The sequence below is a fragment of the Nocardia sp. NPDC058176 genome (assembly GCF_042883805.1).
In the GTDB taxonomy this organism is placed as follows: domain Bacteria; phylum Actinomycetota; class Actinomycetes; order Mycobacteriales; family Mycobacteriaceae; genus Nocardia.
This window is the reverse complement of sequence record NZ_JBHVVA010000001.1, coordinates 1,830,289-1,853,212: the sequence shown is the minus strand read 5'-3', so window position 1 is coordinate 1,853,212 and position 22,924 is coordinate 1,830,289. Positions and strand designations below refer to the sequence as shown.

Here is a 22,924-nt window from a genome sequence, read left to right as displayed (position 1 = left end):
ATCGCTCGGTGCGGTGACCATGGGCCGTCGGCGTTCTCCCCGGGCGTCGTCGGTCAAGGTGGCCGATACCCGGCTCGGGCGGCTCGAAACAGCCGCGGGTGCGGCCGGGTGCGGGCGGGTCTCGTACCGTGGGCGACATGGGTGAACGCATGGTGGTCATCGGAGCGGACGCGACCGGGATGTCGGCGGCGTCCCAGGCGCGCAGGCTGCGCGCGGCCGACGAGCTCGAGATCATCGTGTTCGACAAGGGCAACCACACCTCGTACTCGGCGTGCGGGATCCCGTACTGGGTGAGTGGCGACGTCGCCGATGCCGACGACCTGATCGCCCGCTCGCCCGCCGAACACCGCGCCCGCGACATCGACCTGCGCCTGCGGACCGAGGTCACCGAGATCGATCTCGCGGGCCGCCGGGTGCTCGCCCGCGATCTCGACACCGACACGCGGACCTGGACGACCTACGACAAGCTCGTCCTCGCCACCGGCGCCACCCCGATCCGCCCGCCGCTGCCCGGCATCGACGCCGAGGGCGTGTACGGCGTGCAGACCCTCGACGACGGCCAGGCCCTCATCGACGGACTGACCGCGACGACCGGCCGGGAAGCCGTCGTGGTCGGCGCCGGATACATCGGCGTCGAGATGGCCGAGGCCCTGGTGCGGCGCGGTTTCCGGGTCACCATGGTCACCCGGGCCGCCGAACCCATGTCCACCCTCGACTCCGACATGGGCGCCCTCGTACGAAAAGCCATGGTGGGCATGGAGATCCGGATGGTCACCGATGCCGAGGTGACCGGCATGCGGACCGGCGCGGACGGTCGCGTCCAGGCGGTGATCACCGCCGACGCCGAGTATCCGGCGGACATCGTCGTGCTCGGCATCGGCGTGCGCCCCACCACCGACCTCGCTCGTCGCGCCGGACTCCCGCTGGGTGAGTCCGGCGGCCTGCTCACCGACCTGGCCCAGCGGGTGCACGGATACGACGACATCTGGGCGGGCGGCGACTGCGTGGAGGTGCTCGACCTGGTCTCCGGGGCGCTGCGCCACATCCCGCTCGGCACCCATGCCAACAAGCACGGCCAGATCATCGGCACCGGCGTCGGCGGGGGATACGCCACCTTCCCCGGCGTGGTCGGCACCGCGATCAGCAAGGTCTGCGATCTCGAGGTGGCGCGGACCGGCCTGGGGGAGCGCGACGCCCGGCGTGCCGGGTTGCAGTTCCATGCCGTCACGATCGAATCCACCGGGCGCGCAGGCTATTTCCCCGGCGCGGCACCGATGACGGTGAAGATGCTGGCCGAACGCCGCACCGGTCGCCTGCTCGGTGTGCAGATCGTCGGCCGCGACGGCGCCGCCAAGCGCATCGATGTCGCCGCCGTCGCCCTCACCGCCCGCATGACCGTGGAGCAGATGACCGCACTCGACCTCGGCTACGCCCCACCGTTCTCCCCGGTCTGGGACCCGATCCTGGTCGCCGCGCGCGCCGCCGCGAAGGCGGTCGCCCGCGGACACTGAGGGCAACCATGAAAGCTGTTTTCTCTCAGTCACTTCGGCGAAACCTCGGTGGGTAGCCAGCGCATTGCCCTATATTGACCCAGGTTCAATAGTGCCGCCACCGAGGGCGGCGGCACGGGGTTGGAAGGGGCTCGACGGATGACCAAGCGCTGGTGCGTACCCATCATGGCGGTGGCCGGGAGCGTGATCGTCGCCTTCTCGCCCGCATCGGCGCAACCGCCGCTCGGTATGACAGCGGACATGTCGTTCTACGCTGCCCCGCAGACGGTGCCCGAGACCCCGGGCGTGGTGATCAGGTCCGAGCCCATGTCCTTGCCGATCACCCTGCCCGGCAGCGACGGTCCGCTGCCCGCGGCCACGACCCGGATCATGTACAGCAGCACCGACCGCAACGGCGCTGCGGTTCCGGTCACCGGCGCCTACCTGCGCCCGACCCTGCCCTGGCTGGGGCCCGGCCACCGCCCGCTCGTCGTGGTCGCCCCCGGCACCCAGGGCCAAGGCGACCAGTGCGCCCCGACCAATACGCTCGCGTACCTGCTGCAGTACAACGGTGGCCTCGATGTGGCCGTGCAGTACGAGCAGTACGCCGCGATCTACCCGCTGCTCGCCCTCGGCGCCGCGGTCGTGCTCACCGACCATCAAGGGTTCGGCACCCCAGGTGCTCACCCCTACCTGTCCCGCGCGACCAGCGGACACGCGGTCCTCGACGCCGCCCGCGCCGCCCGCACCCTGCCCGGCAGCGGCCTCGAGCCGACCGCGCCGGTGGGCCTGTGGGGCTACTCGCAGGGCGGTGGCTCCATCGCCGCCGCCGCGGAACTGGCGGCGACCTACGCGCCGGAACTGCCGATCGTCGGCTCCTATGCCGGCGCGCCGGTCGTCAGCGCGGAAGCACAACTGCGCCGCTTCGACGGCGGTGCGCTGACCGGCGCCATGGGCTATTACATCAACGGCGCCATCGACGAGAACCCCGCGCTCGCGCCCGCGCTCGACCGGCTGCTCACCGATGCCGGAAAGCAGATGCTCGCCGACACCTCCGGCCAGTGCGTGGGCGAGACCGTCCTGTCCTACGGATTCCGCGACTCCCGAACCTGGACGACCACCGGCCAGCCCCTCGCCACGGCCCTGCTGGCCGATCCCGGCTGGGCGGCGCACATCGACGGCGACCGCGCCGGACGCCTTCGCCCCAGCGCACCCGTCCTGATCCACGCCACCGCGAACGACGAACTGGTCCCCGTCGACACCGCGCGCCGAGTCGCCGCCGACTGGTGTGGTCAGGGCGCCCAGGTGACCTATCAGGAGCTCCCCTTGCCGGGCGATCCCGTCGGGCTCGGCGTCTCGCACGTCCTCAACAGCCCGCTCTCGCTGCCCGGCGCCCTGCTGTGGATGGGCGAGCGTCTGGCAGGCCGACCGGCGCACAGCACCTGCTGAACCGGGACCCGGCGGAGCGGGCGCGTCACCGATTGCGATCCCGCTGCGCGCAACCCGTGAGCGCGCGGGCGCGTGGCGTCATGGTGGGGAGATGACATCCACAGAGACGAAGCGCGTGGCCGATTCCGAACTGGATGAAGTCTTCCGCCCGATTTTCGACCGCATCGCCGAGGGCGCTGTCGCCCGCGAAATCGACCGCGAACTCGCCCACACCGAGATCGCCGCGCTGCGTGCCGCCCGGTTCGGCGCGCTGCGCGTTCCGGTCGAGTTCGGCGGCTACGGCGCGACTGTGCGCCAGCTGTTCCGGCTGCTCATCGACCTCGCCGCCGCCGAATCGAACCTGCCGCAGGCCCTGCGCGTGCACTTCTCCTTCGTCGAGGACCAGCTGCTCGCCGAGCCGGGGACGGTCCGCGAGCAGTGGTTGCGCGCGCTGAGCGCGGGCACGCTGGTCGGCAACGCCATCACCGAACCGGGTGTCGGCGCGGTCGACCGGTATCGCACCCGACTGACCCGCGACGGCGAGCACTGGCAGCTCGACGGCACCAAGTTCTACAGCACCGGTTCGCTCTACGCCGACCACATCCTCGTCGCCGCCGATCGCGACGGCGAGCGGGTGGGGGTGCTGGTCGGCGCCACGGCCGAGGGCGTGCGACAGCACGACGACTGGGACGGTTTCGGTCAGCGGCTCACCGCCAGCGGCACCACCGAATTCACCGCCGTCCGCGTCACCGAGAAGCAGATCCTCGGCCCCGGCTACGGCGTCGCGGGCCCCACCTACGCCACGGCGTACCTGCAGCTGGTCCAGCTGGCGGTGCTGGCCGGCATCGCCCAGCGTGCGGAAAGCGATGTGCGGGACTGGGTCTCGCGGCGCACCCGCGGCTACACCCACTCCGCCGCCGACCTGCCCCGTCACGATCCGCTGGTCCAGCAGGTGATCGGTAAGCTTTCCGCCGCCGCGTTCTCGGCTCGCGCGAACGTGCTCGCGGTCGCGGACCTCCTCGACGAGGTCCTCGACGCCGGTGCCAAGGACGAAACAGCGCTCACCGCGGTCGAACTCGCGGCCGCGCAGGCCCAGCTCGCGGTGATCGACACCGTCCTGCCCGCGACGAGTGAACTGTTCGAGGTAGGCGGCGCGTCGATCGTCGCCGAGGGCCTGCGCCTGGATCGGCACTGGCGCAACGCGCGCACCATCTCCGTGCACAACCCGGCCATCCAGAAGGCCAAGGCGGTGGGCGATCACCTGCTCAACGGCACCGACCTGCCGTTCGGCTGGAGTGCGGGCGAACGGGTTCCGGCCGCCGAGCAGCCGCGATGACCCGCCGGATCAGGTTCAACGCCTTCGACATGAACTGTGTGGCGCACCAGTCCCCGGGACTGTGGCGTCACCCCGACGACCAGTCGCACCGCTACAAGGAACTGAGCTACTGGACCGAGCTGGCCCAGCTGCTCGAGCGCGGTCGCTTCGACGGCATCTTCATCGCCGATGTGCTCGGGATCTACGACGCCTATGGCGGCAACGACATCGCGGCACTGCGCCAGGGCGCCCAGGTGCCGGTCGCCGATCCGCTGCTGCTGGTGACCGCGATGGCGGCGGTCACCGAGCATCTGGGCTTCGGCATCACCACCGGCACCGGCTTCGAGCACCCCTTCCCGTTCGCCCGGCGCCTGTCCACCCTCGACCACCTCACCGGTGGCCGGGTCGGCTGGAACGTGGTGACCGGCTATCTGCCCTCGGCCGCGCGCAATCTCGGCGCCGACGACCAGCTCGATCACGACGATCGCTACGACCAGGCCGACGAATACCTCGAAGTGCTCTACAAGCTCTGGGAGGGTTCGTGGGAGGACGACGCGGTGGTGCGCGACGCCGAGACCGGCGTCTACGTCGACCCGGCGAAGGTGCACCACATCGGCCACCGCGGCAAGCACTTCACGGTCCCCGGCATTCACCTGTCCGAGCCCTCGCCGCAGCGCACCCCGGTGATCTACCAGGCGGGCGCCTCCCCGCGCGGCGTCCGCTTCGCCGCCGAGAACGCCGAGGCGATCTTCGTGGCCGCACCGTCCAAACGTGTGCTGACCCAGACCGTTTCGCGGATCAGGAGCGCGCTCGAGGAAGCGGGCCGTGACCGCTACTCGGCCCGGATCTACGCGCTGGCCACCATCGTCACCGACGCCACCGACGAGGCGGCCCGCGCCAAACACGAGGAATACCTGTCCTACGCCAGTGTGGAGGGCGGGCTGGTGTTCATGTCCGGCTGGATGGGCATCGACCTGTCGCGATACGACCTCGACGATCCCATCGGCGACGTGCAGAGCAACGCCATCCAGTCGGCGGTGGCGGCGTTCCAGGAGTTCGACGACGACGGCCGCGAGTGGACCGTGCGCGACATCGGCCGCTGGGCGGGCATCGGCGGCATGGGACCGGTGTTCGTCGGCTCGGGGGAGACGGTCGCCGACCAGCTCCAGGAGTGGGTGGCCGAGACCGACCTGGACGGGTTCAACCTCGCCTACGCGATCACACCCGGCAGCTTCGAAGACATCGTGCGCCACGTCGTTCCGGTGCTGACCGAACGCGGGGCCTACGCGACCGAGTACGAACCGGGCACTCTCCGCAATGCTCTTTTCGGTGCGGGCGACCGGCTCCCGGACGGTCATCGGGGCGCGAGTTACCGTGTGGGCGGCCACAATTCGACGGCACTGCCGGAATCGGAGTCCCGGCCGGGCAGCGTGGCCGCGGTCATCGATTCCCGCTGATCGCAACCCTGCTGCGGCAGCGTGGGATCGCGCACCATATCGATATGACATCGCAGAATCCCGCTTCACGTTCCACGCGTTCGGCCGCGATCGTCGGCGCCGGACAGACCGGCGTCACCGCGGCGCTAGGTTTGCTCGACGCCGGTTTCGAGGTCACGCTCTACAGCGACCGAGACCAGCCTGCCCTCCGCAACGACGTCCCCGCCACCGGCACCGCCCTGGAATTCGGTGTGGCACAACAGGCCGAGCTCGCCCTCGGCCTCGACACCTACACCGCCAGGGCGCCCCGCCACACCGGGCTCAGCGTCCGCATCGCCGATCCGGACCGCAACGAGCTGATCGCCTTCGACGGCGTGTTCGACGGCTACGTCGGCGTCGCGGTCGACACCCGGCTCAAGGCCGACGGACGGCTCACCGCCTTCCGCGAGCGCGGCGGGCGTTTCGTCGTCGACCAGGTCACCCCGGAATCCCTCGACACCATCGCCGCCCAGCACGACCTGACCCTCGTCGCGACCGGCCGCGGCGGCCTGTCCGACCTGTTCCCGATCGACACCGAACGCACCGTCTACGACGCACCGCAGCGCTCGGTCCTCACCGTCACCGTGACGGGCCTCGGCCACGACCCGAACGTGTTCGCCCACCGCAGCCCCGCGGGCGGCGCGCACAGCGGGTTCTCCATCTTCGCCGATCAGGGCGAGGGCTGGTGGGGCCCCTACCTGCACAAGGACGCGGGCCCGAGCTGGGCGTTCCTGGGCTGGGCGCGTCCGGGCAGCGACTGGGAGCGTCGCTTCGGCGCGGCCGATTCGGCGGCTTCGGCACACCGCATCGTCACCGAGCTGTACCGCGACTACATCGACTGGGATCTGCCGGAGGTGCTGGCCACCCAGGTGATCGAGGACGATCCGCACTCCTGGCTCAAGGGCGCTGTCCGGCCAGTGGTCCGCGCGGGCGTCGGCCGGACCGCGAGCGGTCATGTGGTGGCCTCGCTGGGCGACACCTCCGTCGCGTACGACCCGATCGCCGGGCAGGGCGCGCAGAGCGGCCTGGTCCAGGCCCAGCGACTGGTCGCCGCGGCCGCCGTGCACGACGGCGCGTTCGACGAAGCCTGGATCGCCGCCCGCTACGCCGAGTTCCTCGCCGTGCGCAGCGACGCGGCCGCGAAGGTGACGCGGCTGTTCCTCAGCGATCCGGAGTTCGCCGACATCGGCGGGCAGTTCTTCGCCGCGGCGGCGGTGGAGCCGCGGTTCGCCAGCGCGCTGGTCGGCCTGTTGCATCATCCGCAGCCGTTCCTCGGCATCGAGAACGCCGAGCAGGCGGGCGCCTACATCGAGCAGATCACCGGTCGGCCCGCCGCCGACGTGCTCGCCGAGTTCCAGCCCGCGGGCAGGTTCGCGCGCTCGGCCTACGCGGACGCGCTCACCCGCGCCTGAGCGGTCAGGTCACCTTCTTCGCGTCGCGGATCGCGGTCGCCAGCCGTTCCAGCAGGGGAGCGGTGGCGGCGTGCGAGAAGCGGAAGACCGGTGACCAGGGCGCGACCTGTCCGGCGCGTACGGCGGGCAGGCCGCGCCAGACCGCTTGTCCGGCAAGGGCTTCCGGTGACATGCCGATGCTCCGGTCGTCGAGCAGGATCACGTCGACCGGATAGCGGTCGGCCTCCTCCCAGCTCAGCGATTGGAAGAAGCCGCCGGGGTCGACCTGATCGGGCACGACCAGGTCGACCCCGAGTTCGGTGAAGAAGCGCAGATCCGCCGACACCCGCGGATCGGAGACATAGAACAGCTGCGGATTCGCCGAGGCGGCGAGCACACGCAGACCCGGGCGCGCCGCGACGGCGTCCCGCACCGCCTGGGCGGCGTCGGCGAACCGCTGCTCGGCGGCCGCGACGGTCGCGCTGGTGGTGTCGGCACCCAGTGCCGCCGCCAGGCTTCGATATCGCTCGATGATGTCGAGCAGCCGCTGGTTGGCGATCTCGACGGCGATCACGTTGGGGTTGGCCGATCGGATTCTGGTCAGGTTGTCGTCGGGGACATACCAGAGGCGGTCGGGCACATAGGAATCGGTGACGAGCAGATCCGGCTCCAGGGTCGCGTACTTCTCGAGGTCGAACTCACCCCAGGCATCGCCGACCACGGTCACCGCCGCCGGATCCAGCTCGCCCAGCAGCTCCGCCGAGCTCGCCTCGCCGAAGATCCCGACGATGCGCTCGCGCACGCCGTAGTCGGCGAGCGCGCCGGCCGAGCCGGTGAACGCGACCACTCGGCTCGGCGCCTCGTCCAGGCGCAGCGTCCCGCCGAGACCATCGGCGAACTCCCAGCTCCCCGTGCCGTTCGCGGTCTCGTCGGCGCCCCCGGCGCAGGCCGCCAGACCGGCGCCGATCCCGACCGCCCCCGCCACCACGAAGAATCGGCGACGGGTGAGGGAACTGTGCTGTCGATCCTGGCTCGCGATGGCGATCATCCTCCGAACATGTGGTTACCGGTCCGCAAGCATTAGAACGTCCTCCCGTCGATGAGGCAAGGCATACCTTATTCGCGCAGGTCCTGAAGTCCTCCGCATCGGGGTCGTGATGCCCTTCTCGACGCCGCGGCCCCGCTGCCACGCTGGAAGGGCAGATCGAGTGCAGGATCCACTCCGATGGCGAGGTCTTCTGATGGCGAACGAGAACATTCCGGACATCGCGGCCGTCCGCGCGGTGCTCGAGCGGGCCTCGCGCGCTCCCTCGCTGCACAACAGTCAACCGTGGCGCTGGCGCTGGGACGGTGCCCGCGCGGAACTCCACGTGGACGCCGAGCGGCTGCTGCCCGCGACGGACATGTTCAACCGGGAGGGCATTCTCGGCTGCGGGGTGGTGCTGCACCACGCGGCGGTCTGCTGGGCCGCCGCGGGCTGGGACGTCCGCATCGCCCGCTTTCCCCAGCCGACCGTGCGGGCGCACGTCGCCACGCTCGAACCCGGACACCCCCATGTTCCGACCGAACCGGATCTGCACCTCGGCGCGGCGGTCGACCGCCGCTACAGCGACCGGATGCCCATGGACGCGCCACCGGGATGGTCGACGACCCGGCAGGTCCTGGAACATCTCGGCCGCCGATCCGACACCACCGTGACGTTTCTCGACTCGACCGAGGCGCCCGCGCTGCACCGGATCTCCGAACTGGCGACGAGGCTGCGGCGATACGACCCCAGGTATCAATCCGAACTCGCCTGGTGGGCCTCCGGACCCGACCACGGCAGCGCCGGAGTCCCCGCCGATGTGCTGCCCACGGCCCTCGACCGTGGCCACATTCCCGTCGGTCGGGAATTCCCCTCCGGCACAGCGGAACCCGCCGATGACGCCGACGACGCGGCGATGATCGCGGTGCTCTCCACCACCGGCGATTCGGCAGCGGATCTACTCGACTGCGGCACCGCGCTGTCGGCCCTGCTGCTCGAGTGCACGGTGCAGGATCTGTCCACCTGCACCGTCTCCCATGTCGTGGAGCTGCCGTCCGCGCGGGCCATGCTGGCCGAGCTCGTCGGGCAGCGCCACCCACAGGTCCTGATCCGAATCGGCACCGCCCGAGCCGATCCGCCCCCGCGGACCGCCCGTCGCCCGGTCGACAGCATCCTCGACCTCAGCTGAGATCGACCGCGGCATCGGTGAGTCCCTGTGCGCGCGCGATGGTGTCCGACCAGGTCCGGACGGCCTGCCAGTCGCCGGGATCGCCGGGGTGTTCTCCGCTGAAACCGATGTAGTTGCGTGGTCGCAGGACGGCGACGAGGTCTTCCAGCTCCCGCGGCAGATGTCGGGCATTCGGTGCGGCGTGTGCGCCGGGGGAGATCCCGAACAGCCAGACCGCCTTGTCCGCCAGGGCATTCAGATTGTCGCGCAGGTAGGTCATGGCTTCCGTGCGCAATCGTCCGTCCTGGATCGAGCTGCCGAGAACGACGGCGTCGAAGTCCGACGCGTCCGGCGCGTGCGCGATCTCGTGCAGTTCGGCCCGCGCACCGCGGCTGACCAGGTCGTCCCAGACGAACTCCGCGATGCCACAGGAGGATCCAGGCGCTGTCGCGTGGAGGACGGCGATGCGAGGAGGGGGCGCAACTGTCATGGCGTCAGCGTCGCTCGAGGCAGGCCGCGTCGATGAGGGTCGTGATGCCCGGAAACGAGGGACCAAAGACACCTGCTGCCGGTGACCGGTCAGCGCTCCGCGGAGGCGGCCGCGTCGAGGACGAGGCGGGAGAAACCGACCGGCTCGGTCAGCGGCAGATAGTGCCCCGCGCGCGGAACGACGATCAGGCGCGCGTCGGCGCGGGCTCGGGCGAAGCGGCGTTCGTGGATTCGTAGATGGTCGTGGGTGCCGTTGATCAGCCAGGCCGGTTGGCGACCGGAACCCAGCGCACCGAGCACATCGAATCGGTCGAGCTCCGTCACGACGTCGGGAATGACCTCGGTGGCGATACCCGCGGCGCTGATGGCCCGCGAAACAGGCTGCGGCACAACCCTGTCGAAGACGCGTTCACTCGCGCGACGACCGCCGTCGGCCTGTCGCGACAGCACCCGGTGCATCAGCGTGAACGGCGCCATCAGTGTCCGGGACGGCACGCATGTCGACCCGGCCACGACGAGCCCGGCGATCGAATCAGCCGACCGTGCTGCCGCGGCGATACAGACGTATCCGCCCAGCGAGTGGCCGACCACCAGGGCTCGCCCACCCGCGCGGTCGACCGCCTCGAGGACGGCATCGGCCGCTTCCGTCAGGGTGAACCGCTCGCCTCGGCGAGCGCCGTGACCGGGCAGATCCACCGCCACGACAGGTCGTTGACGCTCGATCTCGGCGGCGACCATGGTCCATGCGGCCCCGCTGAGTCTGATTCCGTGTACCAGGACGACCGGCAGTGGATCGGACATCGCACTCTCCTGACTCAACGCAACGTTGCGTTGCAAACGGTAACCGAGAAGGTACTGCAACGCAACGTTGCGTTGTATGGTGTGGGACATGGACGCAGCCGTCACCGCAGGCCCGCGCAAGGCCCAGCAGATCTACGCCTGCGCGCTGGACCTGCTCGCCGCCGAGGGATTCGACAACCTGACGATGGAGGAGGTCGCCCGCCGATCCGGCGTCAACAAGACCACCCTCTATCGATGGTGGCCGTCCAAGGACGCGCTGCTGGCCGCCGCGCTCACAGCCGCTGCGCCGCTGCAGATCACCATTCCCGACACCGGATCGTTGCGGGGCGACCTGACCGCTCTCGCGGCGGAGATCGCGCGCCTGCTCACCGCCGAGGACACCGCCGCCATCGCCATCGCGGTCCTGTCCGCCTCCGCGCAGCGCCCCGAACTGGCCGCGGTCGGCCACCGGTTCTTCGGCGACCGGCTCGAACACGAACAGCAGATTTTCGACCGTGCCGTCGAACGCGGCGAAATCGGCCCGGACACGGACACCGCGACCGTCATGGATCTCCTGGCGGGAGCCCTCTGGTCCCACCTGATCCTGCGCGGTCGCCCACTCACCCCGGAGTATCTGCGCGCGACGACCGACATCGTCGTGCGCGGGGTATCCGCCTGATCCGCGCCTTCAGTCGACGGCGGCGCTCTGTCGGGCCGTGCCGATGAGGACGCTGGGTGGGACGCCGGTCATCTCGCGGCAGACGCGGGTGACGTGGGCGCTGTCGGTGAAACCGGCCGTGTGCGCGGCGTCGGTGATGGTGCGGCCCGCGTCGATCTCGCGCATCGCGTGCAGCAGTCTGGCCAGGCGCACGGTGGTGGGGAAGCTTACGCCGGTCTCGGTGGCGAACAATCGGCTCAGGCTGCTGGGGGAGAGGGCGACCGCGCCGGCGAGGTCGCGCAGGTAGAGCTTGCCCGGCAGCAGGACGGTGAGCAGGTCGAACGCGTCGCGCAGGGTCGGTGAGGCGGCCGCCCGGGTGGGCTGTCCGCTCAGGGTGGTCAGCACGGTCTCGGTCATGGCGTCGAGTGAGTCCGCGTCGCCGAGGTCGAGGTCGGTGACGGGCTCGGCGCGCGAGATCCATTCGTCGACACCGGATTCGGCTGTGGTCGCCGCCAACCGGTGTGCCTCGACTGTCGCCGGATGCAGGTAGATCGACAGCGCGCGGGTGGTGGCATCGGCGGGAGACAGGGTGTGGCGCGCGCCGCTGGGGATCAGCACGGCTCGGCACGTTCTGCTCTCGTCGGCGTCGGTGGCGATCAGAGCGCCCGTGAGCGCCACCGTGATCTGCAGCGCGGGATGCTGGTGCAGGCTGGTCGAACCGAAGCTGCCCGCCAGCACCAGACGTCCCGGGCCGAGCCGCCAATCGCCCACCCATTCACCGGTCATGCGACTTAGGCTACCCTCATTTCTCCGTGTCGTGGCTGCGTGATTCGTACAAGCCGCCGACCGCCTCGCCGTCACACACTGACCTCGGGAACGAACGAGGAGGTAGGGATGACACCGGTCATCGAGGTCGAATCATTGGTGAAACGGTACGGAAAGGTCGTCGCGCTGCGCGGACTCGACCTGCGGGTCGAACCGGGGGAGGTGCACGGATTCCTCGGACCGAACGGCGCCGGGAAGACCACGACCATCCGGACACTGCTGGGACTGCTGCGCTACGACGCGGGCGTCGTCCGGGTCTTCGGCGCCGATCCACGTCGCGACGCCATGGACATCCACGCCCGCCTCGCCTACGTGCCCGGTGACGTGAACCTGTGGCCCGCACTGACCGGCGGCGAGGTGATCGACGTGTTGACCGGCCTGCGCGGCAAGGTCGATCCGGGGCGGCGGCGCGCGTTGATCGAACGCTTCGAACTCGATCCGACCCGCAAGTGCGCCACCTATTCCAAAGGCAATCGCCAGAAAGTGGCGCTCGTCGCCGCTTTCGCCGCGGAGGTGGAACTGCTCGTCCTCGACGAGCCGACCAGCGGACTCGATCCGCTGATGGAACGCCAATTCACCGACTGCGTCCGCGAAGTCACCGCCGCGGGCAAGACGGTGCTGCTGTCGAGTCACATCCTGTCCGAGGTCGACAAGCTCTGCGATCAGCTCACCATCGTGCGCGCCGGAGCCACGGTCGAGTCGGTGAGCCTGGCCCGGCTGCGCGCGCTCGCGGGCCCCGGCGCCGTCGAACTCGAGGACGTGTTCCTGCGCCACTACACCACCCCGGCGGCCGGGCAGGTTCGTCGATGACCGGGCTCGGTACCGCGCTGCGGCTCGGACTGCGCCTGAACTACCGTGGGCTGTCCGCCGCGGTGCTCGCGGTGATCGTCTGCATGTACGCGGGGGTTCGCGAGATCGGCGCGCTGTATCCGTCGGCCATGGAGCGGGGCACGTACGCCTCGATCGCGGTGGATCTGCTGTCGCAGAAGGCCCTGCAGGGGCCTGCCGTAGGGCTGACCAGCGCCGGGGGCATCGCGGTTTTCGAGGTCGGCTGGTATCTGACGATCGCGGTCGCGCTGATCAATATCGTTGTGGTCCTTCGTAATACCCGCGCGCAGGAGGCCGCCGGTCGGCTGGAGCTGCTCCGGGCGGGTCGCTTCGGTGTGCACGCCAATTCCGTCGCGGTGTTCCTGCTCGCGTTCGGCGCCGACATCGTCATCGGGCTCGGTGTCGCGGCGGCGTTCACGGTCGCCGGGGCGGGTGGGATCGGTGCCGTCGCGTTCGGCGCGGCGACCACCGCGGTCGGGACCGTCTTCGCCGCGCTCGCCCTGGTCGCCGCGCAACTGACCGAACACGCCAAGGGTGCCTATGGAATCGCCTGTGGGGCACTGGGTCTGGCCTATCTCCTGCGCGCGATGGGCGATGTCACCGACACGGATTTCCTGCGGATGGTGTCCCCGTTGGGCATCGTCCAGGCGATCCATCCGTTCGGGAGGACGCAGTGGTGGCCGCTCGTGCTCTGCGCCGGGGTCGCCGTTCTCGCGGTGGCCGCCGCGGTGGCACTGGAACGAGCGCGCGACTACGACGCGGGGCTGTGGCGTCCGGCCACGGGATCGGCGACGGCGAGCCGGTTCACCCGGACGATCCCCGGTCTGGTCAGCCGAAGTGCACGCGCAGGCGCGGCGATGTGGGCGGTCGCGCTGCTCGCACTCGGTGCCGGGTTCGGTGTCGCGACCGGCGATGTCGGACAGGTCGCCGCGGGCACGCAGGGCATGCTGGATCTACTGGCCGGTTTCAATGTGAACGTGGTCGACGGGTTCCTCGCGATGTCGGTCCTGCTGCTCGCGCTGGCGGTCGTCGGCGGGGTGATCGCGCAGGTCCTGCAGTTGCGCGCCGAGGAGCTCAGCGGCCGTGCGGACTTGATCCTGTCGGGGACGGTGCCGAAATGGCGGCTGGCCGCCACCCATCTGGGCGTCGGCCTGGCACTCGGTGTCGGCCTGCTGCTCGTGGTCGGCGCGGGTATCGGTGCCGGACACGGGATTCGCAGCGGCGACGGGGCAGAAATGCTGCGCCTGCTCGGTGCCGCGCTGGCGCAGCTACCGGCCGTGGTGTTCTTCCTCGGCCTGACCGCGGCGGTGATCGGTCTCGCGCCCCGGCTGGTGTGGCTGCCGTGGGTCGTCCTCGCCGTGTCCGCGGTCGTGTCGATCCTGGGGCCCTCGATGCGGGTGTCGCGGACAACCGCGAACCTGTCTGTGTTCGAACACCTTCCACGCCTGCCGGGAGTCGATGTCGCGGTGCTGCCCCCGCTGGTGCTCCTGTGTGGGGGCAGCCTGCTCGCGGTCGTCGGAATCGTCGGTTTCGCGCGCCGCGACCTGAGCTGAACCTCGGGGCGACAGGGGCGCGGACGGGCCTGGAAACAGCTGCCACATCCGGTTCGGTATCCCGGTGCGCCGCGCCCCTGTCGGCCGGAAAGTGGTGTTCTCAGAAGGGCTTTCCAAGGGGCTTCCGGTGCGGCGGATTCGGTGATAGCTTGAATTCGGATCTAAGTTACCGGCCAGTAACATGACTCTGGAGCTGGCCGGTGACCGCTCACGACTGGGGGTACTTCCGTGAACACTGCGACGATCACGCTCGGGATCATCGGCGCCGTCATCACCGTGGTCTGCTGGGGATCGTTGATTGTCGGGCTGACCCGGATGATTCGTCTCTTCCGGGCGGGGCAGCCCGACTGGTCACGGATCCGGCCGATCGTGCCGCGCGTGCGGACCGTGGCCGTCGAGGTCGTCGCGCACACGCGGATGAACAAGTTCCGGACCGTCGGCTGGGCGCACTGGCTGGTGATGGTCGGGTTCCTGCTCGGCATGGTCTTCTACTTCGCGTCCTACGGGCAGACCTTCGATCCCGAGTTCAGCTGGCCGATCATCGGCGACACCTTCGGCTATCACCTGCTGGAGGAGATCCTGAGTCTGGCCACCATCATCGGGATCGTGGCGCTGATCGTCATCCGCCAGCGGAACCATCCGCGCCGCCCCGACCGGCTCTCCCGCTTCAGCGGGTCGAATCTGCTCGCCGCGTACGCGATCGAGACGATCGTGCTCATCCACGGTGTCGGTGACGTGCTGGTCAAGGCGGGCAAGATCGCGACCTATGGCGGTGGGCACGCGTCGAGTGATCTGGTCACGATGCAGGTCGCGCGCGTGCTGCCGGCCAGTCCGCTGATGATCTCGATCTTCGCGTTCGTCAAGATGCTGGCGGGCGCGGCGTTTCTCTATCTCATCGGCCGGAAACTCACCTGGGGCGTTGCCTGGCACCGGATTTCGGCGTTCTTCAACATCTACTTCAAGCGCGAGGACGACGGTGGCGTCGCGCTCGGGGCGGTCAAGGCGATGACCTCCGGCGGCAAGATCGTGGACATGGAGACCGCCGACCCCGATGTCGACGCGTTCGGGGTGGGCAAGATCGAGGACTTCACCTGGAAGGGGTTGCTGGACTTCACCACCTGTACCGAATGTGGGCGCTGCCAGAGTCAGTGTCCGGCCTGGAATACCGGAAAGCCGTTGTCGCCCAAGCTGCTGATCATGTCGCTGCGCGACCACGCCTATGCCAAGGCGCCGTATCTGCTCGCCGGTGGTGACGAAGGGAAGTTGTCCGAATCCGATCGCGCCGAGGCCGAGCGTCCCCTGATCGGTGCCGAGGACATTCACGGCATCATCGATCCCGAGGTGCTGTGGTCGTGCACGACCTGTGGTGCGTGTGTCGAGCAGTGCCCGGTCGATATCGAACACGTCGACCACATCATCGACATGCGCCGCTACCAGGTGCTCATCGAGTCGGAGTTCCCCTCCGAGCTGGCCGGGTTGTTCAAGAACCTCGAGAACAAGGGCAACCCGTGGGGTCAGAACTCCAAAGACCGGTTGAACTGGATCAAGGAAGTCGATTTCGACATCCCGGTCTTCGGCCAGGACGCTGATTCCTTCGACGGTTACGAGTACCTGTTCTGGGTCGGGTGCGCCGGCGCGTATGAAGACCGCGCGAAGAAGACCACCAAGGCCGTGGCGGAGTTGTTGGCGACCGCGGGCACCAAGTTCATGGTGTTGGGTGCCGAGGAGACCTGCACCGGTGACTCCGCCCGGCGTGCGGGTAACGAGTTCTTGTTCCAGCAGTTGGCGATGCAGAACATCGAGGTCATCAACTCGGTCTTCGAGGGTGTGGAGCAGTCGAAGAAGAAGATCGTGGTCACCTGTGCGCATTGCTTCAACGCGCTCAACAACGAATACCCCCAGGTCGGTGGCACCTATGAGGTCGTGCACCACACCCAGCTGCTCAACCGCCTGGTCCGGCAGAAGAAGCTGGTCCCGGTCGCGTCGGTGTCGCAGAACATCACCTACCACGACCCCTGCTATCTGGGTCGGCACAACAAGATCTACAACGCCCCGCGTGAGTTGATGGAAGCGTCGGGGTCGACTCTGGTCGAGATGCCTCGTCACGGGGAACGGTCGATGTGTTGTGGTGCCGGTGGTGCCCGGATGTGGATGGAAGAACAACTCGGCAAACGCATCAACGTCGATCGTGTCGATGAAGCGTTGTCGACGAACCCGACCAAGATCGCGACCGGTTGCCCGTTCTGCCGGGTGATGCTCACCGATGGGGTGACCGCCCGTCAGGAACAGGGCCAGGGTGAAGGTGTCGAGGTCGTCGATGTCGCGCAGTTGATGTTGGACTCGATCACCCGGGTCGAGGCGGCGGAGTTGTCGGCGAATCTGTTGGTGATCCAGGAACCCAAGGCCGAACCAGAACCCGAGCCGGAACCGGAACCTGTGGTGGTGGCCGAGACCGCACCGAAGGCTGCCCCGGCTGGTGGCGGTTTGGGGATGAAGGGTGCCGCGAAGGCACCTGGTGGCGGTCTCGGTATGAAGGGTGCGGCCAAGGCGCCCGGCGCGAAGGCCGAAGCGGCTCCCGCCGCGGAGGCCGCGGCGCCGGCCAAGGGCCTCGGGATGAAGGGTGGCGCGAAGGCGCCCGGTGGTGGTCTGGGTATGAAGGGTGCTGCCAAGGCGCCCGGTGGTCTGGGAATGAAGGGCGGGGCGAAGGCTCCCGGTGCGAAGGCTCCGGCGGCCGACGCGGCTCCGGCAGCCGAGTCCGCGGCTCCCGCACCCCCGGTCAAGGGTTTGGGCATGAAGGGTGGCGCGAAGGCACCCGGCGGTCTCGGCATGAAGTCCGGCGCGAAGGCACCCGGCGCCAAGGCCCCCGCGGCTTCGGCTGCGGAAGCCACTCCGGCAGCGGAAGCGGCTCCGGCCGCCACCGAGTCGGCATCGGCACCGACGGAAGCCAAGCCCGCCGTCGCAGCGAAGGGCCTGGCCATGAAGTCGGGCTTCAAGCGCCCCGGCCCCAAGGCGCCCGGCGCCGCCAAGCCCGCCGAGGCTCCGGCAGCAGAAGCGGCCCCGGCCGCCGAAGCACCGGTCGCCGAGGCTCCGACTGCCGAAGCTCCGGCCACGGAAGCTCCCACCGCGGAATCGGTCTCGGCCCCCACCGAGTCCAAGCCCACGGTCGTCGCCAAGGGCCTGGCCATGAAGTCCGGCTTCAAACACCCCGGACCGAAGGCGCCCGGCGCTCCGAACGCCCGCCGCTGAGGCTGCGACAACAAACCGGCCCGGCCGCAGGGGGTGCGACCATTGCTGCCGAAGCCGCTACCGCGGAGCCGGCCCCGGCCCCCATCCGGTCGAAGCTCACGGTCGCGGCCAAGGGCCTGGCCATGAAGTCGGGCTTCAAACGCCCCGGCCCCAAGGCCGGCCACCCCGAAGTCTGCCGCTGAAGCTTCAGCGGCAGAGCCGATCTCGGGCGGCCGCTGAGTCGTCTCGGCCGTCTCAGGTTGTTGGACAGTTGATCACCAGGCCCTGAGGTAAGTATCGGCCGAGAAGTGAACGCCACCAGGGCCTGGTGATCAACCGACCAGGTTGTGCTGTGGTGCGTTGGCCAGGGTTCGCGACGACATGGGCGGGTTTCGGTGGGGCTGTTCGGGCGGGTGGTCTCGATACGATGTCGGCATGCGGCCGAAAACAGTTGTTGTGTCCTTGCCCGTCGAGGATCCGGAGCGGTCACTGCGGTTCTATCGGGACGGGTTGCAGCTGTCCACCGACGGTGTCGAGGACGGGATCGTCCTTTTCGAGCTGCCGAACCTGTCGCTGTTCCTGATCGAGCGCGGCGAGTACGCGCGGTATGCCGAGCGCGCCGGATTCACCTCCAGCACCCCGGTCCCGGGCGCCCTCATCGTCTCGTGCGCGATCGGCAGCAAGGACGAACTGGACGACGTGCTGAGCCGAGTGGTCGCCGCGGGTGGGTCGGTCCCGCAGCCCGCCGATACCTACGACGGTTCGTACATGGGTTACTTCACCGATCCTGATGGCCATCTCTGGGAGCTGGTGTTCAACGCCCGGACGGAGTCGACCCCAGCTCCCGGCGCAGACGCCTGATCGGGAGGGGGATCGGCGCTCTCACGACAACGATGAGCCGAGCCCTCATTCAGCGCGATCGTTGACGCCCTGTTCCGGTGCGGGCCGCCATTGCGCCAATTTCCACTGCGAGTTGTAGATATGCGCATCTAACCATGTACTGCTCGCAGTTCCGGCACAGCTTCGGGTGTAGGGCAAGCGATTCGATCGCTGGGAGTGCGTGGCCTGTGGGCGGCGGGGTTGTCTGCGACGATGTCCGCCATGAGCACCACCGCCCGGCCGGGTGTGATCACGGCGAGCACGCTGGTTTTGTTGACGTCGCTGTATTTCGCGCAGGGGCTGCCGTTCGGGTTCTTCACCCAGGCGTTGCCGGTGGTGCTGCGGGAGTCGGGGTATTCGCTGGTGGCGATCAGTGCGTCGAGTGTGCTGTTTCTGCCGTGGGCGTTGAAGTTCCTCTGGGCGCCCTATGTCGACCGGTACAGCACGCGGCGCACCTGGCTGCTGGTGCTGCAGCTGGCGGCGGCCGCGGTGGCGATGGTGTTGGCGAGTCTGGACCTGTCGTCGTCGCTGCGGTGGCTGTTCGTCGGGATCGTGGTGGTGAATCTGCTCTCGGCGACGCAGGACGTGGCCACCGATGGTCTCGCTGTGCGGCTGCTGGGGCCGCGTGAGCGCGGGCTGGGCAACGGGATCCAGGTCGGCGCGTATCGCGTCGGCATGATCGTCGGTGGTGGCGCGCTGCTGTGGTTGTTCGCGCTGGCGGGCTGGCGAATGTTGTTCCTGGCCATGGCGATTCTGATCGTGCTCACCACCGTGCCGGTGTGGCTGCTGCGGGAGCCGGTCGCCGAGCGCCCGCCGCGCCCGCATCCGACACAGCTGCTCGGCGCCTGGTGGGCTCGCCTGCGTCGTCCCGGGATGCTCGCTTTCATCGCCCTGGTGGGCGCGTTCAAGTTCGGCGACTCGATGGCCGCGGCGCTCACTGGTCCGTTCATGTCCGACATGGGACTGGATCTCGGCCAGATCGCCCTCGTCAAGGGCGTGCTCTCCTCGGCGGGCGCGCTGGTCGGCGCGGCCTTCGGTGGCTGGCTCGCCTATCGTTTCGGCCGTCGCAACGCGCTGTTGATCGGTGGCGTCACGCAGACCATGAGCATCGCGCTGTATCTGTTCGTTTCCCTCGGCGTCGGCGGCTTCGAGCTGCTCGTGACCGCCAGCCTGGCCGAACACATCTTCGGCGGCGCCGCCACCGTCGCGGTCTTCGCGCTCATGATGGACGCCTCCGAACCGGAGCACGCGGGCAGCGACTACACCTTGTTCGCCTGCGCCATCGTCATCGTTCAGGGCGTGGCGGGGTTCGCCGCGGGAATCGTCGGCGATCTGTCCGGCTATCCCGCGATCTTCGTGATCGGTCTGGTGCTGTCCGGAGCGGGCTGTGCCGCACTGGTTCTCGGGCTCGCTCGCGGCCTCGGCCCGGCCAATCTCCATCGAGAACTCGGCGCGCAGGCTCGTCGGCGGGCCGAGGTGCGGTCGTAGTTCATGGAGTGGGCGTGCCGATCCGCAGCCGATTACCGTCCGGATCATGGAGCTCGATTTCGCGCGCCCACGGAGCCTCGACCGGCTGGACGCCGAACTCGCCCGCGATGGCGTCGACATCGCGCACCCGCAGATACACCAACGTATCCGGCCGGGCATCGCCGGAGTGCTCGGACAGGAACAGGCGCACGCGGCCACGGGCCACCTCGACGAACGCGGGAAACCCTGGCTCGAAACGATGCTCCCACTGCTGGGTGAAGCCGAGACGGCTGTACCAGGCGACCGCCTCAGCGGCATTCGCGACGTGCAGAATCGGGATGACTTCCTCGTCCATGTGGCCCGACTCTAGGTCACCTGCCCGCGACGCGGCGCTCCGTGGGGATGTGCGGGGCGGGTTCGCGGTGCGCGGCGAGCTCGGTCAAGATGTCCACCGCCTCGGCCAGCAGCGCGATCTGCTCGGCGGGGAGTTTGGCGAGCTGCGCGGTCAGCCACTCCTCCCTGGCATTGTCCTCGTCGGAGATCAACGCTTGACCGGATCGGGACGCCGCGATGACGATCTGGCGGCCGTCGGACGGGTGCGGCGAGCGATCGACGAGCTTGCGCTCGGTGAGCGTCGCGATGACCCGGGTCATCGACGGCGGCTGCACGCATTCCCGGCTCGCGAGCGTCCCCGGCGTCATCGCGCCATCCCGGACCAGGGTCGACAGCGCCGAGAGCTGCGTCAGCGAGATGTGCGGATCGGCCCGCCGCCCCCGCAGACGGCGAGCGAACCGCACGGCGGACAGGGACAGTTCACCGGCGAGGGCGCGAACATACGGCGATGGCATCGTCATGTTTCTGAACTTTACGAACAAAATGCCGTCGCCGGTAGCTGTTCACCACGCAGATCGTAATTCCCAGCATCCGAGCCGCCCCCGATGTGATTGCGTCACAACGCGAGCACAGGGGCGTTCAGGAAGTCGCGGATGGCGGACCAGGTGGTGGTGCGGGCTTCGGGGCCGGCGATGATGCCCAGGTGGCTGCCGTCGACCTCGACGAAGTGGACGGAGGGGGCGCCGGTGAGGACTTCGGTTCCGGCGGCGACGGAGGCGGCCGAGGCGAGTTTGTCGCGGGTGCCGCCGATGAGGAGGACGGGGACCGTGAGCTTTTCGAGTTCGATGGCGTGGTCGGGGTTCAGGTGCACTGTGCCCTGCCACATTTCGTTGCGCAGGATCAGCTGTCGGTAGACCTGCCGGTAGAAGCGGCCGGGGTAGCCGGGCATGTCGTCCATGAACCGGTCGACGGCCTGCATGCGGGCCAGCGCCTCGACGTCGTCGATGTTGCGGGCGATGTACCACGGCTTGGTCAGTTCCCGATCCAGGGACTGCGCCCGGAACCCCAGGCGTACAGCATGTTTCGGGATACCGCCGGCGAGCCGCACCGGCGCGGTGACGATCTGGTCCGCGGCGAGGCGGCCTAGTGAGCGGGCCAGGGCCATCGCTCCGTTGCGGCGCTGGTCGAACGGTGACCCGACCGCGGTGATGGAGGCGATCGGCAGGTCCGCGTGTCCGGCGGCGGTGAGCAGGCTGATCGTGCCACCGAACGACCAGCCGATGACGTCGACGGGGGCGTCGCCGTGGTCGGTACTCACCCGGGCGATGGCGGTGGGCACGATGTCGTCGACCCACTCCTCGAAACCGAGGTGGCGATCGGCGTAGCTGATCTCGCCGTAGTCCACGACGTAGACGTCGCGCCCCAGGTCCAGCAGGTATTCGACCAGGCTCTGGGTCGGCCGCAGGTCATAGCAGGCGATGGTCACGGCCAGCGGCGGGACCAGGAGCACGGGATTGCCGGTGCCCTCGGTCTCGCGGCGATAGCGCCGCAATTGCCGGTGCGGCTCGTCGTACACCACATCCGACGGGGTCGGCGCGTACGGCTCCACCCCGCTCCCGAACAGCGCGCCGACATTGCGCAAGGCGACATCCCATGCGACCACTTCATACCTCCACGAATGCCTACCGCGGCGCCATCGGGCCCGAGTAGCAGAACTCGCACCACCCCATAAGTTACCTGGACATCATGTCACGGATACCTCGCCGCTCGCACGGTGGGGCAGATATCGGCGGCGAGCTGCGAGAGGATGAGGCCATGGCCGAGCTGTTCGACTATGACGCTGAGCTGCGCCGTTACCATCGGCGACTGCTCGATGAGATGTTCGTCTCGCCCGACGACCATGTCCTCGACATCGGGTGCGGTGCCGGGCAGACGACCCGTGCGGCCGCCGGGCTCGCGGTCAGGGGCAGCGCGCTCGGCGTGGACGTGTCCCCGGCGATGGTGGCGCGCGCACGCAGGCTGAGCGCGGACGAGGGACTTCGCAATGTGCGATTCGAGGAGGCGGACGCGCAGGTTCACCCCTTCGCGCCGGCCCATTTCACTGTGGGGATCAGCCGATTCGGCACGATGTTCTTCGCCGATCCGATCGCGGCGTTCACCCATATCGGGCGAGCGCTGGCGCCCGGTGGGCGGTTCGTGCAACTGGTCTGGCAGGACAGTCGTCGACAGGAGTGGGCTACGGCGATCCACCACGCCCTCGTCGGCGACGATTCGCCGGTTCCCCGCGCGACTGAAAAGCCGTTCTCCCTGGCCGATCCCGCCACCGTCCACGGCATTCTGACCACCGCCGGATTCACCGACATCCAGATCATCGACGTGCGGGAGCCCATCTGCCTCGCCACGGACCCCGAGGTCGCTGTGGACACGGTGCGCGTGCTGCGCATGGTCGGCGACGAGCTCGCCCGACTCGACGCCGACGGGACCGAGCGCGCACTCGAACGCCTGCGAGAAGTGATGGCCGCACACAGCACCGGCGACGGCGTCTGGTTCGACTCCCGCGCCTGGCTGATCACCGCTCACCGCTAGCCGAGAACCG

At 69.1% G+C, this 22,924-nt stretch carries 19 protein-coding genes and 1 pseudogene; 13 read left to right on the top strand and 7 right to left on the bottom strand.

Annotation, left to right across the window (positions count from 1 at the left end; all coding sequences use genetic code 11):
• Nucleotides 1–137 precede the first annotated feature (137 nt).
• The 5 genes from ACFVVM_RS08680 (at nucleotide 138) to ACFVVM_RS08660 (ending at nucleotide 7,120) form a co-directional block, all read left to right on the top strand.
• Nucleotides 138–1,511 carry an FAD-dependent oxidoreductase gene (locus tag ACFVVM_RS08680; RefSeq protein ID WP_387614883.1) on the top strand — a complete coding sequence of 458 codons (1,374 nt, stop codon included), beginning with the start codon at nucleotides 138–140 and terminating at the stop codon, nucleotides 1,509–1,511.
• 138 nt (nucleotides 1,512–1,649) lie between these two features.
• A complete protein-coding gene (locus ACFVVM_RS08675; RefSeq protein WP_387614880.1) occupies nucleotides 1,650–2,939 on the top strand; it encodes a lipase family protein in 1,290 nt (429 codons plus the stop codon).
• Between the two features lie 91 nt (nucleotides 2,940–3,030).
• Nucleotides 3,031–4,254, top strand: a complete 1,224-nt coding sequence (locus ACFVVM_RS08670) for an acyl-CoA dehydrogenase family protein (protein WP_387614877.1) — start codon at nucleotides 3,031–3,033, stop codon at nucleotides 4,252–4,254.
• Nucleotides 4,251–5,690, top strand: a complete 1,440-nt coding sequence (locus tag ACFVVM_RS08665) for an LLM class flavin-dependent oxidoreductase (RefSeq protein ID WP_387614875.1) — start codon at nucleotides 4,251–4,253, stop codon at nucleotides 5,688–5,690. Before ACFVVM_RS08670 ends, ACFVVM_RS08665 begins: the two co-directional genes overlap by 4 nt.
• Nucleotides 5,691–5,734: 44 nt before the next feature.
• Nucleotides 5,735–7,120: a styrene monooxygenase/indole monooxygenase family protein gene (locus tag ACFVVM_RS08660; protein WP_387614872.1), complete on the top strand. Its 1,386-nt coding sequence runs from the start codon at nucleotides 5,735–5,737 to the stop codon at nucleotides 7,118–7,120.
• A 4-nt stretch (nucleotides 7,121–7,124) separates the two neighbouring features.
• Here the strand turns inward: ACFVVM_RS08660 and ACFVVM_RS08655 are convergent, their stop codons facing one another.
• Entirely contained in the window at nucleotides 7,125–8,147 is a 1,023-nt protein-coding gene (locus ACFVVM_RS08655; RefSeq protein ID WP_387614869.1) for an ABC transporter substrate-binding protein, read from the bottom strand.
• 193 nt (nucleotides 8,148–8,340) lie between these two features.
• On the opposite strand from ACFVVM_RS08655, the gene ACFVVM_RS08650 reads away from it, so the two are divergent.
• On the top strand, nucleotides 8,341–9,312 hold the full coding sequence (locus ACFVVM_RS08650; RefSeq protein WP_387614866.1) for an Acg family FMN-binding oxidoreductase: 972 nt from the start codon (nucleotides 8,341–8,343) through the stop codon (nucleotides 9,310–9,312).
• On the opposite strand, the gene ACFVVM_RS08645 is transcribed toward ACFVVM_RS08650, so the two are convergent.
• Nucleotides 9,305–9,781, bottom strand: coding sequence for a flavodoxin domain-containing protein (locus ACFVVM_RS08645; protein WP_387614863.1), 477 nt, complete (start codon nucleotides 9,779–9,781; stop codon nucleotides 9,305–9,307). The two genes, ACFVVM_RS08650 and ACFVVM_RS08645, sit on opposite strands and share 8 nt — an antisense overlap.
• Before the next feature lie 89 nt (nucleotides 9,782–9,870).
• Nucleotides 9,871–10,581: an alpha/beta fold hydrolase gene (locus tag ACFVVM_RS08640; protein WP_387614860.1), complete on the bottom strand. Its 711-nt coding sequence runs from the start codon at nucleotides 10,579–10,581 to the stop codon at nucleotides 9,871–9,873.
• A gap of 88 nt (nucleotides 10,582–10,669) precedes the next feature.
• On the opposite strand from ACFVVM_RS08640, the gene ACFVVM_RS08635 reads away from it, so the two are divergent.
• Nucleotides 10,670–11,239 carry a TetR/AcrR family transcriptional regulator gene (locus ACFVVM_RS08635; RefSeq protein ID WP_387614857.1) on the top strand — a complete coding sequence of 190 codons (570 nt, stop codon included), beginning with the start codon at nucleotides 10,670–10,672 and terminating at the stop codon, nucleotides 11,237–11,239.
• 9 nt (nucleotides 11,240–11,248) lie between these two features.
• Here the strand turns inward: ACFVVM_RS08635 and ACFVVM_RS08630 are convergent, their stop codons facing one another.
• A complete protein-coding gene (locus ACFVVM_RS08630; protein ID WP_387614854.1) occupies nucleotides 11,249–12,004 on the bottom strand; it encodes a helix-turn-helix domain-containing protein in 756 nt (251 codons plus the stop codon).
• A 108-nt stretch (nucleotides 12,005–12,112) separates the two neighbouring features.
• Here ACFVVM_RS08630 and ACFVVM_RS08625 point away from each other — a divergent pair.
• The 5 genes and pseudogenes from ACFVVM_RS08625 to ACFVVM_RS08605 form a co-directional block, all read left to right on the top strand.
• Nucleotides 12,113–12,772, top strand: a pseudogene (locus tag ACFVVM_RS08625) (ABC transporter ATP-binding protein); the annotation flags it as partial.
• A gap of 77 nt (nucleotides 12,773–12,849) precedes the next feature.
• Nucleotides 12,850–14,424 carry an ABC transporter permease gene (locus tag ACFVVM_RS08620; RefSeq protein WP_387614851.1) on the top strand — a complete coding sequence of 525 codons (1,575 nt, stop codon included), beginning with the start codon at nucleotides 12,850–12,852 and terminating at the stop codon, nucleotides 14,422–14,424.
• A 228-nt stretch (nucleotides 14,425–14,652) separates the two neighbouring features.
• Entirely contained in the window at nucleotides 14,653–17,670 is a 3,018-nt protein-coding gene (locus tag ACFVVM_RS08615) for a (Fe-S)-binding protein (RefSeq protein WP_387614848.1), read from the top strand.
• A gap of 414 nt (nucleotides 17,671–18,084) precedes the next feature.
• Nucleotides 18,085–18,510 (top strand): VOC family protein, encoded by a 426-nt coding sequence (locus ACFVVM_RS08610; RefSeq protein ID WP_387614845.1) that lies wholly within the window; start codon nucleotides 18,085–18,087, stop codon nucleotides 18,508–18,510.
• 240 nt (nucleotides 18,511–18,750) lie between these two features.
• A complete protein-coding gene (locus ACFVVM_RS08605) occupies nucleotides 18,751–20,016 on the top strand; it encodes an MFS transporter (protein WP_387614842.1) in 1,266 nt (421 codons plus the stop codon).
• A 1-nt stretch (nucleotide 20,017) separates the two neighbouring features.
• Here the strand turns inward: ACFVVM_RS08605 and ACFVVM_RS08600 are convergent, their stop codons facing one another.
• The 3 genes from ACFVVM_RS08600 to ACFVVM_RS08590 all read right to left on the bottom strand — a co-directional run bounded on the left by ACFVVM_RS08600 (nucleotide 20,018) and on the right by ACFVVM_RS08590 (nucleotide 21,991).
• On the bottom strand, nucleotides 20,018–20,350 hold the full coding sequence (locus ACFVVM_RS08600) for a glyoxalase superfamily protein (RefSeq protein WP_387614839.1): 333 nt from the start codon (nucleotides 20,348–20,350) through the stop codon (nucleotides 20,018–20,020).
• A gap of 16 nt (nucleotides 20,351–20,366) precedes the next feature.
• The gene (locus tag ACFVVM_RS08595) at nucleotides 20,367–20,849 is read right to left on the bottom strand and encodes a MarR family winged helix-turn-helix transcriptional regulator (RefSeq protein ID WP_387614836.1); all 483 of its coding nucleotides are present in this window, start codon (nucleotides 20,847–20,849) and stop codon (nucleotides 20,367–20,369) included.
• 95 nt (nucleotides 20,850–20,944) lie between these two features.
• On the bottom strand, nucleotides 20,945–21,991 hold the full coding sequence (locus tag ACFVVM_RS08590; protein ID WP_387614833.1) for an alpha/beta fold hydrolase: 1,047 nt from the start codon (nucleotides 21,989–21,991) through the stop codon (nucleotides 20,945–20,947).
• Between the two features lie 152 nt (nucleotides 21,992–22,143).
• Here ACFVVM_RS08590 and ACFVVM_RS08585 point away from each other — a divergent pair, with 152 nt between their 5' ends.
• The gene (locus tag ACFVVM_RS08585; RefSeq protein WP_387614830.1) at nucleotides 22,144–22,914 is read left to right on the top strand and encodes a class I SAM-dependent methyltransferase; all 771 of its coding nucleotides are present in this window, start codon (nucleotides 22,144–22,146) and stop codon (nucleotides 22,912–22,914) included.
• Nucleotides 22,915–22,924 lie beyond the last annotated feature (10 nt).

Coding starts and splice junctions, on each gene's coding strand:
- ACFVVM_RS08620 (WP_387614851.1), top strand. CDS start 12,850: ATGACCGGGCTCGGTACCGCGCTGCGGCTCGGACTGCGCCTGAACTAC.
- ACFVVM_RS08600 (WP_387614839.1), bottom strand. CDS start 20,350: ATGGACGAGGAAGTCATCCCGATTCTGCACGTCGCGAATGCCGCTGAG.
- ACFVVM_RS08660 (WP_387614872.1), top strand. CDS start 5,735: ATGACATCGCAGAATCCCGCTTCACGTTCCACGCGTTCGGCCGCGATC.
- ACFVVM_RS08675 (WP_387614880.1), top strand. CDS start 1,650: ATGACCAAGCGCTGGTGCGTACCCATCATGGCGGTGGCCGGGAGCGTG.
- ACFVVM_RS08605 (WP_387614842.1), top strand. CDS start 18,751: ATGAGCACCACCGCCCGGCCGGGTGTGATCACGGCGAGCACGCTGGTT.
- ACFVVM_RS08585 (WP_387614830.1), top strand. CDS start 22,144: ATGGCCGAGCTGTTCGACTATGACGCTGAGCTGCGCCGTTACCATCGG.
- ACFVVM_RS08645 (WP_387614863.1), bottom strand. CDS start 9,781: ATGACAGTTGCGCCCCCTCCTCGCATCGCCGTCCTCCACGCGACAGCG.
- ACFVVM_RS08680 (WP_387614883.1), top strand. CDS start 138: ATGGGTGAACGCATGGTGGTCATCGGAGCGGACGCGACCGGGATGTCG.
- ACFVVM_RS08640 (WP_387614860.1), bottom strand. CDS start 10,581: ATGTCCGATCCACTGCCGGTCGTCCTGGTACACGGAATCAGACTCAGC.
- ACFVVM_RS08650 (WP_387614866.1), top strand. CDS start 8,341: ATGGCGAACGAGAACATTCCGGACATCGCGGCCGTCCGCGCGGTGCTC.
- ACFVVM_RS08670 (WP_387614877.1), top strand. CDS start 3,031: ATGACATCCACAGAGACGAAGCGCGTGGCCGATTCCGAACTGGATGAA.
- ACFVVM_RS08610 (WP_387614845.1), top strand. CDS start 18,085: ATGCGGCCGAAAACAGTTGTTGTGTCCTTGCCCGTCGAGGATCCGGAG.
- ACFVVM_RS08630 (WP_387614854.1), bottom strand. CDS start 12,004: ATGACCGGTGAATGGGTGGGCGATTGGCGGCTCGGCCCGGGACGTCTG.
- ACFVVM_RS08595 (WP_387614836.1), bottom strand. CDS start 20,849: ATGACGATGCCATCGCCGTATGTTCGCGCCCTCGCCGGTGAACTGTCC.
- ACFVVM_RS08665 (WP_387614875.1), top strand. CDS start 4,251: ATGACCCGCCGGATCAGGTTCAACGCCTTCGACATGAACTGTGTGGCG.
- ACFVVM_RS08635 (WP_387614857.1), top strand. CDS start 10,670: ATGGACGCAGCCGTCACCGCAGGCCCGCGCAAGGCCCAGCAGATCTAC.
- ACFVVM_RS08655 (WP_387614869.1), bottom strand. CDS start 8,147: ATGATCGCCATCGCGAGCCAGGATCGACAGCACAGTTCCCTCACCCGT.